This is a genomic window from Thalassospira marina (genome assembly GCF_002844375.1).
GTDB classification, from domain to species: Bacteria; Pseudomonadota; Alphaproteobacteria; order Rhodospirillales; family Thalassospiraceae; genus Thalassospira; species Thalassospira marina.
In genome coordinates this window covers 1613351-1626967 of sequence record NZ_CP024199.1, presented here as the reverse complement: position 1 = coordinate 1626967, position 13617 = coordinate 1613351, and the positions used below count along the sequence as shown (strand labels likewise).

Here is a 13617-nt window from a genome sequence, read left to right as displayed (position 1 = left end):
TCGTCGCAACCGTTTGATACCCCGCCCCTTATCGGGATACCCCACAGGAGCCCGCCTTCCATGTCCGCCAAAGCCCGCAAATATTCCCTTTTGATTGCCGTTCTTGGCATTGCCGCCCCCCTTTTGGCGGCATGCAGCGGCAACACCATCGAAGCCCCGTTTTACGACACAACAAATGTTGAAGGCTTCAAACGTTATGCAGCCCCCTCAAATGTGATGGTGATGGAAGTCCATGACGGGCAAACGGGCATTGATGATGAAAGCTGGGCCAAACTGTTTTCCGGGCGCGGTTTTGCCCCGCAGTTACAGTTCATCACCCCGGAAACGGCCAGGGCCGAAATGGCAAACACAGACAGCAATGATACGCACCCTACCCTGCGCCCCAAACACCGGATGGTTGTTGTTGTGAATCCAACGCAGGATACATCACGCAATAGTATGTGCGAAAATCCGCAAAACGCGCCGGCCACCACGGCACCAAGTGAAACGACAACACCTGTCCGATTTGCCTTTTGTTCGGGCGACAGCATAGTTTCCGAACTGCGCGCCAATATCAAAACACCGATCGACCAGCAACAGCTTGATCAAATGGCACCGGCCATCATTCATTACCTGTTCCCGATCAACCAGCCTGACCGCAACGACAATCGCTGTTCGCGCTTTGCGCCCTGCTAATTAAAACGGGCATCAGATACCTGTCCTGCATACCTAACGCTGCAAAAGGCTCCACAGGGCATCTACAAACATATACGGTGCTTCCAGCGGCACATAATGTGCGGCATTGGCAACGCTCTGCCAGGTCGCACCGGGTATTTTTGCGGCCAAATCACGCTGGTCATGTGGGGGAATAATCGCATCTTTTTCGCCCCACATCACATGGCACGGGATGGCGATGTGGGGTAAATCGGCGTCATAATCACGCCGTCGGGCCACGGCAATTTGCTGGGCACAACAAACATCCCGGCCAAGGGCGTTTGCCATATCGCCCAGGATCGCGACATTTTCACGGTGATCAGGATGGTTGGCATCAAGTGCGCGGGCCAGCATATCGTCATTAAAACCTCGAAAGGTTTTTTGCTGGCGCATCATCCGGGCCAGCAATTCCCGCCGGCGGCGGCTGGTGGTATCCTCGCCACTTGACCGGGTATTTACCAGCAGCATATGCGACACCAAACCGGGAAAGCGGCGCACCAGTTCCAGCGCCACATATCCGCCCATCGACATGCCCACCAGTACCACCGGTGTTGAAAACATCGCCGCTATGGCATCGGCCATGTCTTCGATGCTGTTATAACCGCGCATGTCAGGGAAATGGGGACGGATACCCCCGCCAGAACGCCCCTGCCCACCTTCCAACAACGGCACCACACACTGCCACAACCGTTGATCGGCCAGCATACCTGGCAGGAAGACAACATCATGTGCCGGTTGTGCCGCCTTATCCAATATCGGCGCGGGTGCAGTCTTGCTCATTGATCAACCACACAGGAAGGCACCGCGATGCCAGTGAGCATTAGGCATTGGCGTAAAAACAACAAACGGAAACGACATCGCGTTAACGGATCAGGGCACTTAATTCCTTGAATTCGGGCGTACCAGCAACGCGCAGCCATTCAAACATGACGCTTTCGCGCGTGACGATCCGCGCACCGGCATCACGCATGCGTTCAATGCCAAAAATCCGGTCATCCTGTTTGCGCGATGTCACCGCATCGGCCACAACAAAAACTTCCCGCCCACGATCAAGCAGGTCGATCACGGTTTGCAGCACGCAAACATGGGTTTCCATACCCGCAACCACGACCTGGTCACGACCGGGATTTTCCTCCAGTTTGGTGACAAAGCTGTCTTCGCCAACACAGGAAAAGCTGATCTTGCTGACCACATTGCCACCGTCGGCAACATTTGCATCATTGTCTAGAAGGTCGAGAATGGGTTTGCTGGTACGGCCTAACCCCTTGGGATATTGTTCAGTTATAATGGCCGGAACAGAAAGACGATTGGCGCATTTCAGCAAAAAACAGCACGCATCGACCGTTTCCACCGGATCAAGGCAGGCGGGATAAAGTTTTTCCTGCACATCGACAATTACCAGCGTGGAACGGGCAGCATCCATCAACATCGTCAGTCTCCTGAATAACGGCACATAAGGGGGTGCAACCCCACGATAAGTCCGAACCAGAGCACAAACAAGCGCACGATGGGTGAAAAATAGGGGCAAACCACCTTTTTGAAGGCGTTTTTCTTGACTTGCGACGGGCTTGGCTTTACCACGCAAACAGATTTGTCTCTAAGTAAATCAATCTTTAACGCATTTGTTGCGGGAACCCGAATCATATGACTTTCGCCGATCTCGGTCTGAGCGAAGATATCCTCAAAGCCGTTGCAGACGCCGGTTACGACACACCGACCCCCATTCAGCGCCAAGCCATCCCATCCGTGATGATGGCACGTGACATTCTTGGCTGCGCCCAAACCGGGACGGGGAAAACGGCCAGCTTTGTCTTGCCGATGCTTGATATTCTTCATCATGGCCGTGCGCGCATGCGGATGCCGCGATCCATTATTCTGGAACCAACCCGCGAGTTGGCGACCCAGGTGGCGCACAACTTTGACACCTATGGCAAATATGTGCCGCTTTCAAAGGCGCTGGTGATTGGCGGGGAATCCTTTGTTGAACAGCAAAAGATTCTCGAAAAAGGTGCCGATGTGATCATCGCGACGCCGGGCCGCCTGATTGATACCTTCGAGCGTGGCAAGCTTCTGCTGTCGGACTGCAAATTGCTGGTTATCGACGAAGCCGACCGCATGCTTGATATGGGTTTCATTCCCGATATCGAAAAAATCGTCAACATGCTGCCCAAACAGCGCCAAACGCTGTTTTTCTCGGCGACGATGCCCAAGGAAATCCGCCGCCTTGCGGATAAATTCCTGAGCAACCCGAAAGAAATTACGGTTGCCCCGCCATCCAGCATGGCAACCACGGTTGAACACAAATTGCTGGTCATCGACGAAATGGACAAGCGCGAAACCCTTCGCCGCCTGATCCGGGCTGAAGATGTCAAAAACGCCTTTGTGTTCTGCAACCGCAAAAAAGACGTTGATATCCTTTATAAATCGCTGACCAAGCACGGCTTTAATGCCGGTCGCATGCATGGCGACCTGGTACAAAGCGAACGGACCGAGACGCTTGATAAATTCAAAAGCGGCGACATTACCGTTCTGATCTGTTCCGACGTTGCAGCACGCGGCATTGACGTTGCCGATGTTTCGCATGTCTTTAACTTTGACGTGCCCTTCAACGCCGAGGATTACGTTCACCGTACCGGTCGTACCGGGCGTGCAGGCCGCGACGGCAAGGCATTTACCCTTGCCACCCCGGAAGACGGCAAACTGGTCGAGGCGATCAATAAAACGATCAATATGTCGATTCCCATGACCGCGGTTGAGGGCATCGAAACCCTGGAACTGGACTTTAGCGGCAAGAAGCGCCGTAACAAGCGCAACAACCGCGACAAAGGCCGTGACCGGGATCGCGGCGAACGGGGTGACCGTGGTGATCGTAATGGTCGCAACAATGCGCGCCGTTCTGCCAGCCAGGACCAGGAAGCAGCGGCAAATGTTGCTGCAAGCCCCGCCAAAGAAGCACCAAAACCGGCCGAGCGCCCCGCCGCACCGGCAAAGCGCGAACAGCAGAACAATGCCGCGACAGGCAATAATACTGCGCCGATCCGCCATGTGCGCGACCCGCGTGAAGAACGCCACCAGAACCGCCCGCAGCGTGACCGCAAAAATCATAACCGCCGTGACCGCGACGATTATGATGACAAGCCGGTCATCGGCATGGGTGACCATGTGCCGGCCTTTATGCTGACAGCCGTTCCGCAATCCTCGCTGCGCAAACCTGCCGCACCGGAAAAGGAAGAAGTGGAAACCAAACCGGCAAAGAAAACAGGCCGCAAACCCGCAAACCGCAAGGCAGCCGCCCCGCGCAAAAGCCGCAAACCGGCACCGGCAGACAAAGCCGATGACAGTGCAAAAGCAGCCGCCAGCGATGTGAAACCGGCACATGAAGCACCGGCGAAGCTAGCACCTGTGAAGGCGGAAGCCGAAGCACCCGCAAAGGCCGAAACGGTAGCCGTTGCTGCTGCACCGGCACCAGAAGCCCAATCAACCGTTGAAAGCCCGGTTGCGGCAGCAAAACCAGTCGAAGCCGAAGCCAAGGTTGAGGCAGAAGCGGTAGTACCGGCAGCAGCAGAAACCGAAGCAAAGGCCGATGGCGGAGCCGAGGCCAAACCGGCCAAGGCAAAAACCACCCGTGCACCGCGCAAACCGCGTGCTAAGGCCGCCACCAAAACCAAAGCTGCCAGCAAAACGGCACCGGCGGAAGGTGACGAAGGCAAGGCTGACGCCGAAGGTGAAGCTGCCAAGCCGAAAAAGGCCGCTGCCAAAAAGCCCGCCAAGCCACGCGCACCGCGCAAGCCGCGTAAAAAGGCCGAACCAGCAGAAGGCGAAGCCACCGCTGCCTCAAGCCCGGATAGCCCGGCAGCAAGCGCAGAATAAATTCAACGGCCAGGCAGGCGAATAAACTTTGTTTGCCTGGCCCATCAGCCCCACCCTTTGGCAAAGTGCCAGTCAGGAACCGGGGCTAAGACAAAATAAAACCCGCCAGAACAAATGTTTGGCGGGTTTTTTGCTGTCTGGTTCGGGTGATCAGACGGCGCGGAACAACCCGGTGGGTAACTGGCGTTCGGTTGGTTTGCGTCGACGCATCAGCTTTAACATTGTTTCAATCGAAATTGATTGCAGCGTCGCATAGGTAATCGCCTCGATCTCGTCCATCACCAGCGACAGGGCGACACCGGCATTGGTTTCCTGCACAATCCCGTTGGATGGTCCGGCACCGACCTCTTCAAAAAGCTCCACCACATCGAGCAGGGTTGTCCGTTTGGCATTACCACAAAACCGGTAACCGCCCCCGGCCCCACGAACCGATTCCACAAGGCCCGCCCGGCCCAGATCCCGCAAAACCTTGGCAAGGTGATTGGTCGAGATATTGTAACGTTCGGCAATTTCCGATGCCGAAAGCTGGCGTTCGGTATCTTCGGCCAGCTCCAGCACGGCATAAAGGGCAAACAATGTTGCCTTTTGCAAAGACATCATGGCTTAGCCCTCCTCTTCCATATCGGTTTCAAGCTGGATGAAAGGCCCTGCCATCATGCCCTGGGCGCGGAAAAACGACATCAGGTCGGTTGCGTCGCGCGGGATCATGGTGCGAACCTTTTGCACACCGGCATGGCGGAAGCAGCGGCAGATTTCATTGTAAAGAATGGTGCCAATACCACCCATGCGCAAATCGGGTTCGACACTGACGGTGCCAACCCAGCCACAGGGAACAGAATTGAATTCCCATGACCGGACTTCGCCAAAAATGCAGCCCAGCAGGGTGTCGCCCTCTTCGGCGATCAAAAAGAAACGGCTGTCCTTGCGGTTGCCATAACGCACAAACAGATCATCCCAGTATTCCGGCTTGCGCAGACCTGTCGTCCGCTCGTCAAGGCCGACAACAACCGGCAAGTCTTCTTTGACGGCAGGCCGGATATTGATTTTATGATCGTCGATATAAACCAGGTTATATCCCGGTTTGTGTTGTGCTGCGTCCACCAAAATAGCCTTTCCTGTACCACAGGCAAAACAGGTGCCCATGCCCTCGCCAGGAGATGTCGCCCATCCCAAATGCGTAATTCAGTACGATTATACTACACTGTCTGATTGGCACGCAGCAATGATAAGTTCCACCCGGTGGTCCCTGAAATTGCCGTTTTATCAGGCAAAGGCCCGGCCCTGCGCGGATTTCGCCCGAAACATTTGCGTTTGGGGCTGTTTCATGGGTACTTGCCCTGCAATACCCCTCATGTGGGCAGGCAGCAACAGTTAATGCAGTTTTGTGCGACAAAAGCCCGGAAAGGACGGCTATCTGTCATCACATTCAACCTGCACTATTTTCATTGCCAGTCGGCGAGATTATCCGCCCGATATACCACGCAATGATTGACAGAAGGCCCAAGTCGTGGCTTATCGCGCCCAAGAGATTGCTGCGTGAAACCTGCCAAACTGGCAAAATATTTGCGCAGCCCGATTTGGCAATCTATCTGCATTTTCGTCAAAGGGAGTGGGGCACGCCATGGCGCGCAACGGTTTTGATGCAATTGACCGCAATATTCTTCGTGAAATTCAGGAAGATGGCCGTATCTCGATGGTCGAACTGGCAGACAAGGTTGGCCTGTCCGTTTCGCCCTGCCTGCGCCGGTTGCGCAAACTTGAAGAAAGCGGCGTCATTCGCAAATATGTTGCCCTGCTGGACCCGTCCCATTTGCATCTGGGCGTGAATGTTTTTGTCACCGTTTCGCTGACCCAGCATGACGAACCGTCGCTGCGCCGCTTTGAAACAGCAGTCCAGCAGCACCCGGAAATCGTTGATTGTTATGCGATGGTCGGCAACCAGGATTATATGATGCGCATCGTGGTCCAGGACCCGGCTGCCTATCAGAAATTCCTGTCTGAAGTCATGATGAAGCTGCCTGGCGTTGCCAATATCAAATCCAGCTTCACACTGCACGAAGTCAAAAACAGCACCCGCCTGCCCGTCCCCGAAAGCGAATAATTCCGCCCGGTCACAGCCGGATTGAACACGCGCCAAGCTGCCAACGCACAACACGTTGCAGGCTAGCGTTTGCAAAGGCCAGAGCGCGCAGCATTTTGCCGCGCATTATCCCCTGAACGACGATGACCGGTCTGGTACGTCCTGCCCTCACCCATTGCCAAAACTGGTCGCACCGCGCGGGATGATGCTGGGAAACAGCCCTGCCAGCGTTAAGCCACGTGCCAGGAAAAACACGTTAAAAGCCGCCCACAGGGCATGGTTGCTTTGCAACGCAACCGCCCCCCAGGCAAATAAAGCAAACATCGCCACCGAACACAGCATCATGTTGCGCCAGTGCCGGGTTTGCATGGCCCCCAAAAACACGCCATCAAATTGAAAACCCAGCACGCCAGTAACCGGCAGCAAAATGGCCCAGGGCAGGAAGCTATAGGCAGCTTCGCGCACCTCGGGAATGCTGGTAAGGCCATCGATAATCGGCACCCCCAACACTGCAAAAACCAGCGCCATTGTGCAGGCCGATATCACCGCCCAGATGGTGGTTTTACGCACTGCCCATAAAAACTGCTTGCGCCGCTCCGCGCCATAAGCTTGGCCGACCAGGGTTTCAGCCGCATGGGCAAAACCATCAAGCGCGAAAGACCCAAACATCAGGAAATTTTGCAAAACCGCATTGGCAGCAAGGGTAACTTCGCCAAAACGGGCACTGAAACTGGTGAAAAGTGCAAAGGCCGATGTCAGCGCCAGAGTGCGAATGAAAATATCGCCATTTACCTTCATCAGGCGCATTAACTGGGCCCGGTCAAACAGCACAACATCGCGCCAGCGCCCCCCCAGCCGTTTCAAATGCGGCTGCATTAACACCCAGCCCAGAATAACGCCGGAATAATCGGCAATGACAGTGGCCCCCGCCACGCCACGCACATCCCAGCCAAATCCCTGCACAAACAGAATATCCAGCACGATATTGAGCGAGTTTAAAACCACCTGAAAAATGAAAACCGCCCGGCTGTCGCGCATCGCCAGCAACCAGCCCAGCATGCAATATTGCATCAATGTCGCAGGTGACGCCCAAATGCGAACATGGAAATAATCACGCGCAGCGGCCTCAACATCGGGAGTCGGCGCAATCAAACGCATGGCAAGTTCAACAATCGGCCATTGCAACACCATCACCAGGGCCCCGGCGACAAGGGCAATCAATGCGCCCCGGGCAAATACGGCGCGAACTTCGCGTGCATCACGCCGGCCAGATGCCTGGGCGGCAAGACCGGTGGTAGCCATGCGCAGGAACCCAAAGCTCCAGAACACATAACTGAAAATCAGCGCGCCAACCGCCACAGCGCCAATATAATGCGGGCTATCCAGATGCCCCACCACGGCAGTATCAACAGCACCCAGTAACGGCACCGTTGCGTTGGACAGAATGATCGGCACGGTTAGCGCCAGAACACGCCTGTCCCCCTTGCCCAGCCAGCGGCGAGAAATTGGCATTGCGACCTCGTGAAGATGAAATGGTGGTGGCAGTCCCTGTCGGCTGATGCACCGGCATTTTAAAATCATTGTCATTTCATATCGCGCAGCCGCATTGATGGCGAGATGTGATTGCGAAAATCACCCCATAAACCGCAAAATTTACAGGCAATTCACCCAGCGCGCGGCAGATTGTTTTTTGTATCCAATATCCCCAAAACCAGGTGCCTTAACACCAAAACAGCCAATTGCAGCAGGAATTTACCCACAAACCATCCGGCATCATCTTGATCTTCTACCTATAGGTGTATTTTCAGAAAAATTCTGTAATTTACGGAATTTATGGTGAATGGAACCAAATGGCGCGAAAATAAGCAAAATGCGCATCCGAAGCTTTTCCACAATTTTATCCACAAGGGCAACAAATTGCCCGAAGGCAGGACAAATCCTTGCCCTTGGGCAACAGTTGCGGCAGGGTGCGAAGAACAGCAGATGACCTTTGACGCTGCAATTGCGTTAAGGGAAACATGCCTTTTCTGATCATGGTTTGGAAACGCACCTATGTCGCAAACACGCCTCGAAGGACCGGAATTTCCGGCCACATCGGGAACGACCAAAAGCATTGTTGTTTTACTGCACGGATATGGCGCCGACGGGGCAGACCTGATTGGTCTGGCACCGGAGCTGGCGAAATTCCTGCCTGATACGGCATTCTATTCGCCCAATGCGCCACATCCCTGTGAAATGTCGCCATTTGGTCGGCAATGGTTCAGCCTGGCATCCTATGACCCGGAAATGTTGCGCCGAAATGCTGAAACCATGCCAACGGCGCTAAAGGCCCTGGCACAGGGTGCGCGGGAAAATACCACCCATATCGAAAACTTTATCGAAAATGTGCTTGATCAGCACGGCCTTGAAGCAAACAGGCTGGCCCTTGTCGGGTTTTCACAGGGCACGATGATGGCGCTGCAATTTGCTCCGCGTTATAAAAAACAGATCGCCGGTGTTGTTGGTTTTTCCGGCGCATTGCTGGGCACCGATACACTTGCAGGTGAAATCACATCACGCCCGCCCGTCACCCTGATTCATGGCAGCGCGGACCCGGTCGTGCCCGTACAGGCATCGAAACTGGCGCAAGCTGCCCTGGGTGAAAATGGCTTTGATGTCAGCTATCATGAGCGTCCGGGCCTTCCGCATGGAATCGACGGCGAAGGACTTGCGATTGCAGCAAATTTCCTGCGCGAAAAGCTGTCCTGATCTTGCCTGGCACTAATTGGCGTCAGAAAACACTTCGCAAAACCCGCCATCCAACTGGCGGGTTTTTTGTTTGTTCAACCCGGTGGGATGCTAGCTAAAATCAGAAGAATTCAAAGAATTATAAATCAGTAATATTTATTTCCAACGTATAGGATCAGGTATAGCTATCCCTGCGTGTTTGTGCGTATGTTTCGCGATCAAAACCACACACCATTAAATGTAAATACGGGGTTGGGGATGCTAGGAAACGTAAAAATAAGCACGAAAATTTTCGCCATATCTGCGCTTGCGCTGCTTGCACTGGTGATATTTGCGGTTATCCAGCTAAGCGTATTGCGATCGGAACTTCTTGCTGACCGACAGGATAAAATCCGCGCGGGAACCGACGTGCTGGTCAGCCTGGCGGATGGCTATCTAAACGCTGCCGATGCGGGCAAAATGTCACGCGATGACGCCATTACGATGTTTTACGACACCGTGATGAAAAGCCGCTATGACAACCAGACGGGTTATTTCTTTGCCTATACCCGCAATGGCATTACACGGGCCAATGGTGCCAGCCCGGCCCTTGTCGGCAAAGACATGATGAACCTGCAGGACCCGGACGGTACCTATGTTGTCAAGGCACTGATCAAGGCGGCATCACACCCGGAAGGCGGGTTTTTCACCTATCACTGGCCCAAACCCGGCCAGCCCAAAGATGTAAATTACGACAAACTTTCCTTTGCGCGCGCCCTGCCCTGGGGCGATGTCATTGGCACCGGCATTTATATTGACGATGTCGACAATGCCTTTTGGCAAAATGCCAAAATCGTCATGCTGATTGGCGCGGTAATCCTGATTGTGATGCTGTTAGCGGGTTATGCGGTTGGCCGCGATATTGTTGGCGCGTTACGCCGCCTGTCAACGCAAATGGCCGCCATTTCCAACGGCGAACTGGACGACGATATCGAAGGGCAGGATCGCGGCGACGAAGTGGGTTATATGGCCGCAACCGTGGTGACATTTCGCGAACAGGCCATTTTGAACCGCACCCTTGAAGCCAAACAGCGCGAGATTGAGGTTGAGGCCGAAAACCGCCGCAAGGCCGATATCCGCACCCTGGCCGATGCCCTTGATGAACGGGTAAAAGGCCTGATCAATGCCATTACCCGATCCATCACCAATATGAAAAGTGCGGTTAGCGAAATGCAGGCAGCCGCGCAAATGAATTGCGATTTTTCAACTGCGGTTGCCAGCGCCACCACCGAAACATCGGCAAATGTCCAAACCGTTTCGGCAGCCACCGAACAGCTTAGCGCATCTTCCGATGAAATCGCCCAGCAGGTTAGCAATTCGGCATCCATTTCGACCCGCGCCAATAGCGAGGCTGTGCGCACCAACGCAACCGTTGCCGGCCTGTCCGAGGCGGCACAACGCATTGGTGATGTCGCCCAACTTATTGGTGCCATTGCCGAACAAACCAACCTTCTGGCACTAAACGCCACCATCGAGGCCGCACGCGCCGGTGATGCCGGCAAGGGATTCGCCGTGGTTGCGGCCGAGGTCAAAAACCTTGCCAATCAAACCGCCCGCGCGACCGAGGAAATCAATCAGCAGATTTCATCGGTTCAGAGCGAAACCAGCGATGCCGTAAAGGCCATCCAGGTTATTTCCCAAACCATTGCCCAGGTTGCTGAAAGTTCATCGGCCATCTCGGCCGCGGTCGAGGAACAGCACGCCGCGATCGAGGAAATTTCGCGCAATGTGCAACAGGCCGCCTATGGCACACAGGAAGTTTCCGATCGTATCGGCACGGTGAATGAAAATGCCGGTAAAGTCTCAACCGAGACCGGCACACTGGCCCGAAATGCGGAATCGCTGGTAAGCCAGGCAACGTCGCTGGAAGAAGCCATCGATACCTTCCTGCAGGATCTGCGGACACGGGCTGCGTAAAGGAAAGCGGTATTCCCCCTGCCCTTACGCCCTACCTTAAACGCAAAACACCACCGGAAAACCGGTGGTGTTTTTATAAATTGGAACGCCCAATAACGAAACAGGCAGGACCTTAACCGTTATTTTCCGGCGGCATGGCATCATCACCAGATGGGGCTTCATCCCCGGCATTCAGGCATTCTTTGACCCACACATCGTAAACCGGGTGTTCAAGGGCTGATAACCCCGGCGTTGATGCAAACATCCAGCCGTCAAAAACCTCGACATCGGTTTTATCTTCGGAACGATGGTCGATGATTTCAAGGAAACCGGCACTTTCCGGCCGTTCTTCGGGCGGGGTACGATAGCAGGCATCAACCTTGATGGTCAGTGAACCGAAATTGACACTTTGCCCCACCGGCACTTCAAAGGTGGAAATACGGGCCGTAATTTTATCCAGCCCCTGGAGCTGCGCGACATCGGCCTTGCGATAATCAAGCGCGGACGCACCAGTGACAAAACCAGCCACCATGCCAGAGGCCAAAGCACCCGTAACCAGCAGGGATTTTACAGTCATCAGGATTTTTTCTCCGCCGTCCCGTAGGGATTTTCAAGTTCGGCCACAACATCACGCATGGCGGCACGAAACTGTTCTTCATCACATCCCATCAACAGGGCATCTTCCAATGCATCCTGCATCATTTCACGCAGTTCGACGAAATTCTCGTTCAAAACCTTGATCTTTTCGACGCAGGAAAGCGGTGCACCTTCAGGATTGTGCCAGACAGGCATTTCCTTTGTCAGGTCCGACTTGCTCATGATTGCTCCGCTCCATCTCTGGGGACCGGATATCAGCATAACATCCGGTCTGCTGCGTCAAAAGATGCAAATCAAAACGGGCGAAATCATGACAAACCGCTGATTTGCATGAATTTTCGCCCGCCAGTGCGGTGATTAATTGCCTTCGGGTGCCGGTTGCGCGCCACCATTGCCGCTATCGGACTTGTTGGAATAGATCACCTGGCCGATCAGTTCTTCAAGATTTACCGATCCCTGGGTGTATTCAACAGTCCCGCCGGGCTGCAACATGTCGATATCCCCACCAGGTTCAAGCGACACGAACTTTCCGCCCAGCAAACCGTCCGATGCAATTTTGGCTGCGCTGTCGGTTGGCAGTTCCACATCGGAACGGATCTTCATGTGGATAACGGCCATGTAGGTTTTCGGGTCAAGTTCCTGCGATACCACGGAACCAACCTTGACCCCGGAAATACGCACATCGTTGCCCGTGGCCAGGCCATCAATGCGGTTGAAGCTGGCGGATAATTCGTATCCCCCCTCGACCGCGCGCAGGCCTGCACGCGAATAGGAAAAAACGGCGAAAGCGACCGCAACGCAAATAACCGCGCCACCTGCCAGTGTTTCGACCAGCCTGTTGCTCATACCTTATCCCATCCTTGCAATGTTTCGTTTAAATCCGGCTGCGCCATTGGTGGCAACAATCCGGTCAATCAGCCTTCCGGCGACCAGGACTGGTAATCACCAGTTGCCTTGGCGCGCTGACCACCCTGGTAGTCATGGCCCTTCGGACGGTAGGCATGTTTGGTGCCCGTCAGGTTCGGCTGGTGTTCTTTCTGCCAGTCATACCGGTCTTCGGCCTTTTCAGAGAGCGGCGCATCAAGGGTATAATGCAGCCATGCATGCCATTCAGCCGGTACCTTCGAGCCCTCATCAATGCCCTTGTAGATCACCCAGCGCTTGGCTTTACGGCCCTGAACGGCCTTCTTTTCGGTATAATAGACATTACCAAAACGGTCTTCGCCCACGCGTTTGCCAAACAGCGAAGTAAAGATACGGGTCCCGACGGTGGCCATATTTGCGGTCTCTCTCCAAATTGTGTTGCCCTGCCATACAGGACGATGGTTGCGCGGACGCGCACCAAGGACAATTACGAACCCTATATGTCCCGATGTCGGAGCAAAGTCAATGTTTCAAGCCAATGTGCTGCGTTGCATCAAACACAATCGCGTCAGCCAGAAGACCGCGTTTGAACAGGGCAAATATTTGCCCCACAAGCATATGAGAATGCACGACTCTTTGGAACAAAGCCGTTTGCGCCTTTTGTCCCCCAGGTTATCCACAGCGGCGCATTGGGGCAAAGCAACTGAAATCAAAGGAAAACTATAGTTTTACCAATCCGCAGTGATAGCGTTTTTCACATAAATTACATGAACTTAGCTGTCAGATTGTGTCAGATTTGGTCAGAATGTAAGACTTTGTTAACCCGAGACGCTGGATTCACGGCGCAATCG

14 protein-coding genes are annotated in these 13617 nt (G+C 54.3%); 5 read left to right on the top strand and 9 right to left on the bottom strand.

Going from position 1 to position 13617, the window contains the following annotated elements; genetic code table 11:
- Positions 1–60: 60 nt before the first annotated feature.
- Positions 61–675, top strand: a complete 615-nt coding sequence (locus CSC3H3_RS07345) for a hypothetical protein (protein ID WP_101284431.1) — start codon at positions 61–63, stop codon at positions 673–675.
- Positions 676–708: 33 nt separating this feature from the next.
- Here CSC3H3_RS07345 and CSC3H3_RS07340 read toward each other — a convergent pair whose 3' ends face one another.
- Entirely contained in the window at positions 709–1473 is a 765-nt protein-coding gene (locus CSC3H3_RS07340; RefSeq protein WP_101284430.1) for an alpha/beta fold hydrolase, read from the bottom strand.
- 82 nt (positions 1474–1555) lie between these two features.
- Positions 1556–2122, bottom strand: a complete 567-nt coding sequence (locus CSC3H3_RS07335) for a hydrolase (RefSeq protein ID WP_245881320.1) — start codon at positions 2120–2122, stop codon at positions 1556–1558.
- Positions 2123–2337: 215 nt separating this feature from the next.
- On the opposite strand from CSC3H3_RS07335, the gene CSC3H3_RS07330 reads away from it, so the two are divergent.
- A complete protein-coding gene (locus CSC3H3_RS07330) occupies positions 2338–4563 on the top strand; it encodes a DEAD/DEAH box helicase (protein WP_101284429.1) in 2226 nt (741 codons plus the stop codon).
- A gap of 150 nt (positions 4564–4713) precedes the next feature.
- Here CSC3H3_RS07330 and CSC3H3_RS07325 read toward each other — a convergent pair whose 3' ends face one another.
- Positions 4714–5163 (bottom strand): Rrf2 family transcriptional regulator, encoded by a 450-nt coding sequence (locus CSC3H3_RS07325; RefSeq protein WP_101267838.1) that lies wholly within the window; start codon positions 5161–5163, stop codon positions 4714–4716.
- 3 nt (positions 5164–5166) lie between these two features.
- Positions 5167–5664 (bottom strand): GNAT family N-acetyltransferase, encoded by a 498-nt coding sequence (locus tag CSC3H3_RS07320; RefSeq protein WP_245881319.1) that lies wholly within the window; start codon positions 5662–5664, stop codon positions 5167–5169.
- A gap of 520 nt (positions 5665–6184) precedes the next feature.
- Here CSC3H3_RS07320 and CSC3H3_RS07315 point away from each other — a divergent pair.
- Positions 6185–6664, top strand: coding sequence for an Lrp/AsnC family transcriptional regulator (locus tag CSC3H3_RS07315; protein ID WP_101267843.1), 480 nt, complete (start codon positions 6185–6187; stop codon positions 6662–6664).
- Positions 6665–6811: 147 nt separating this feature from the next.
- Here CSC3H3_RS07315 and CSC3H3_RS07310 read toward each other — a convergent pair whose 3' ends face one another.
- On the bottom strand, positions 6812–8155 hold the full coding sequence (locus CSC3H3_RS07310; protein WP_101284428.1) for an MATE family efflux transporter: 1344 nt from the start codon (positions 8153–8155) through the stop codon (positions 6812–6814).
- A 540-nt stretch (positions 8156–8695) separates the two neighbouring features.
- Here CSC3H3_RS07310 and CSC3H3_RS07300 point away from each other — a divergent pair.
- Together CSC3H3_RS07300 and CSC3H3_RS07295 are read left to right on the top strand one after the other, a co-directional pair.
- On the top strand, positions 8696–9391 hold the full coding sequence (locus CSC3H3_RS07300) for an alpha/beta hydrolase (protein ID WP_101284427.1): 696 nt from the start codon (positions 8696–8698) through the stop codon (positions 9389–9391).
- Positions 9392–9628: 237 nt separating this feature from the next.
- Complete coding sequence (locus tag CSC3H3_RS07295) at positions 9629–11326, top strand: methyl-accepting chemotaxis protein (protein WP_101284426.1); 1698 nt, start codon at positions 9629–9631, stop codon at positions 11324–11326.
- Positions 11327–11438: 112 nt separating this feature from the next.
- Here the strand turns inward: CSC3H3_RS07295 and CSC3H3_RS07290 are convergent, their stop codons facing one another.
- The 4 genes from CSC3H3_RS07290 to CSC3H3_RS07275 form a co-directional block, all read right to left on the bottom strand.
- Positions 11439–11882 carry a DUF2155 domain-containing protein gene (locus CSC3H3_RS07290; RefSeq protein ID WP_101284425.1) on the bottom strand — a complete coding sequence of 148 codons (444 nt, stop codon included), beginning with the start codon at positions 11880–11882 and terminating at the stop codon, positions 11439–11441.
- Positions 11882–12124 (bottom strand): hypothetical protein, encoded by a 243-nt coding sequence (locus CSC3H3_RS07285; protein ID WP_172963403.1) that lies wholly within the window; start codon positions 12122–12124, stop codon positions 11882–11884. Before CSC3H3_RS07285 ends, CSC3H3_RS07290 begins: the two co-directional genes overlap by 1 nt.
- A 135-nt stretch (positions 12125–12259) precedes the next feature.
- Positions 12260–12748 (bottom strand): outer membrane lipid asymmetry maintenance protein MlaD, encoded by a 489-nt coding sequence (gene mlaD, locus CSC3H3_RS07280; protein ID WP_101284424.1) that lies wholly within the window; start codon positions 12746–12748, stop codon positions 12260–12262.
- A gap of 68 nt (positions 12749–12816) precedes the next feature.
- Entirely contained in the window at positions 12817–13179 is a 363-nt protein-coding gene (locus CSC3H3_RS07275; RefSeq protein ID WP_101267859.1) for an NADH:ubiquinone oxidoreductase subunit NDUFA12, read from the bottom strand.
- Between the last annotated feature and the right edge of the window lie 438 nt (positions 13180–13617).

Excerpts from the sequence above, each read along its gene's own strand:
- CSC3H3_RS07345 (WP_101284431.1), top strand. The coding sequence starts at position 61 with ATGTCCGCCAAAGCCCGCAAATATTCCCTTTTGATTGCCGTTCTTGGC.
- CSC3H3_RS07340 (WP_101284430.1), bottom strand. The coding sequence starts at position 1,473 with ATGAGCAAGACTGCACCCGCGCCGATATTGGATAAGGCGGCACAACCG.
- CSC3H3_RS07335 (WP_245881320.1), bottom strand. The coding sequence starts at position 2,122 with ATGTTGATGGATGCTGCCCGTTCCACGCTGGTAATTGTCGATGTGCAG.
- CSC3H3_RS07330 (WP_101284429.1), top strand. The coding sequence starts at position 2,338 with ATGACTTTCGCCGATCTCGGTCTGAGCGAAGATATCCTCAAAGCCGTT.
- CSC3H3_RS07325 (WP_101267838.1), bottom strand. The coding sequence starts at position 5,163 with ATGATGTCTTTGCAAAAGGCAACATTGTTTGCCCTTTATGCCGTGCTG.
- CSC3H3_RS07315 (WP_101267843.1), top strand. The coding sequence starts at position 6,185 with ATGGCGCGCAACGGTTTTGATGCAATTGACCGCAATATTCTTCGTGAA.
- CSC3H3_RS07310 (WP_101284428.1), bottom strand. The coding sequence starts at position 8,155 with ATGCCAATTTCTCGCCGCTGGCTGGGCAAGGGGGACAGGCGTGTTCTG.
- CSC3H3_RS07300 (WP_101284427.1), top strand. The coding sequence starts at position 8,696 with ATGTCGCAAACACGCCTCGAAGGACCGGAATTTCCGGCCACATCGGGA.
- CSC3H3_RS07295 (WP_101284426.1), top strand. The coding sequence starts at position 9,629 with ATGCTAGGAAACGTAAAAATAAGCACGAAAATTTTCGCCATATCTGCG.
- CSC3H3_RS07290 (WP_101284425.1), bottom strand. The coding sequence starts at position 11,882 with ATGACTGTAAAATCCCTGCTGGTTACGGGTGCTTTGGCCTCTGGCATG.
- CSC3H3_RS07285 (WP_172963403.1), bottom strand. The coding sequence starts at position 12,124 with ATGAGCAAGTCGGACCTGACAAAGGAAATGCCTGTCTGGCACAATCCT.
- mlaD (WP_101284424.1), bottom strand. The coding sequence starts at position 12,748 with ATGAGCAACAGGCTGGTCGAAACACTGGCAGGTGGCGCGGTTATTTGC.
- CSC3H3_RS07275 (WP_101267859.1), bottom strand. The coding sequence starts at position 13,179 with ATGGCCACCGTCGGGACCCGTATCTTTACTTCGCTGTTTGGCAAACGC.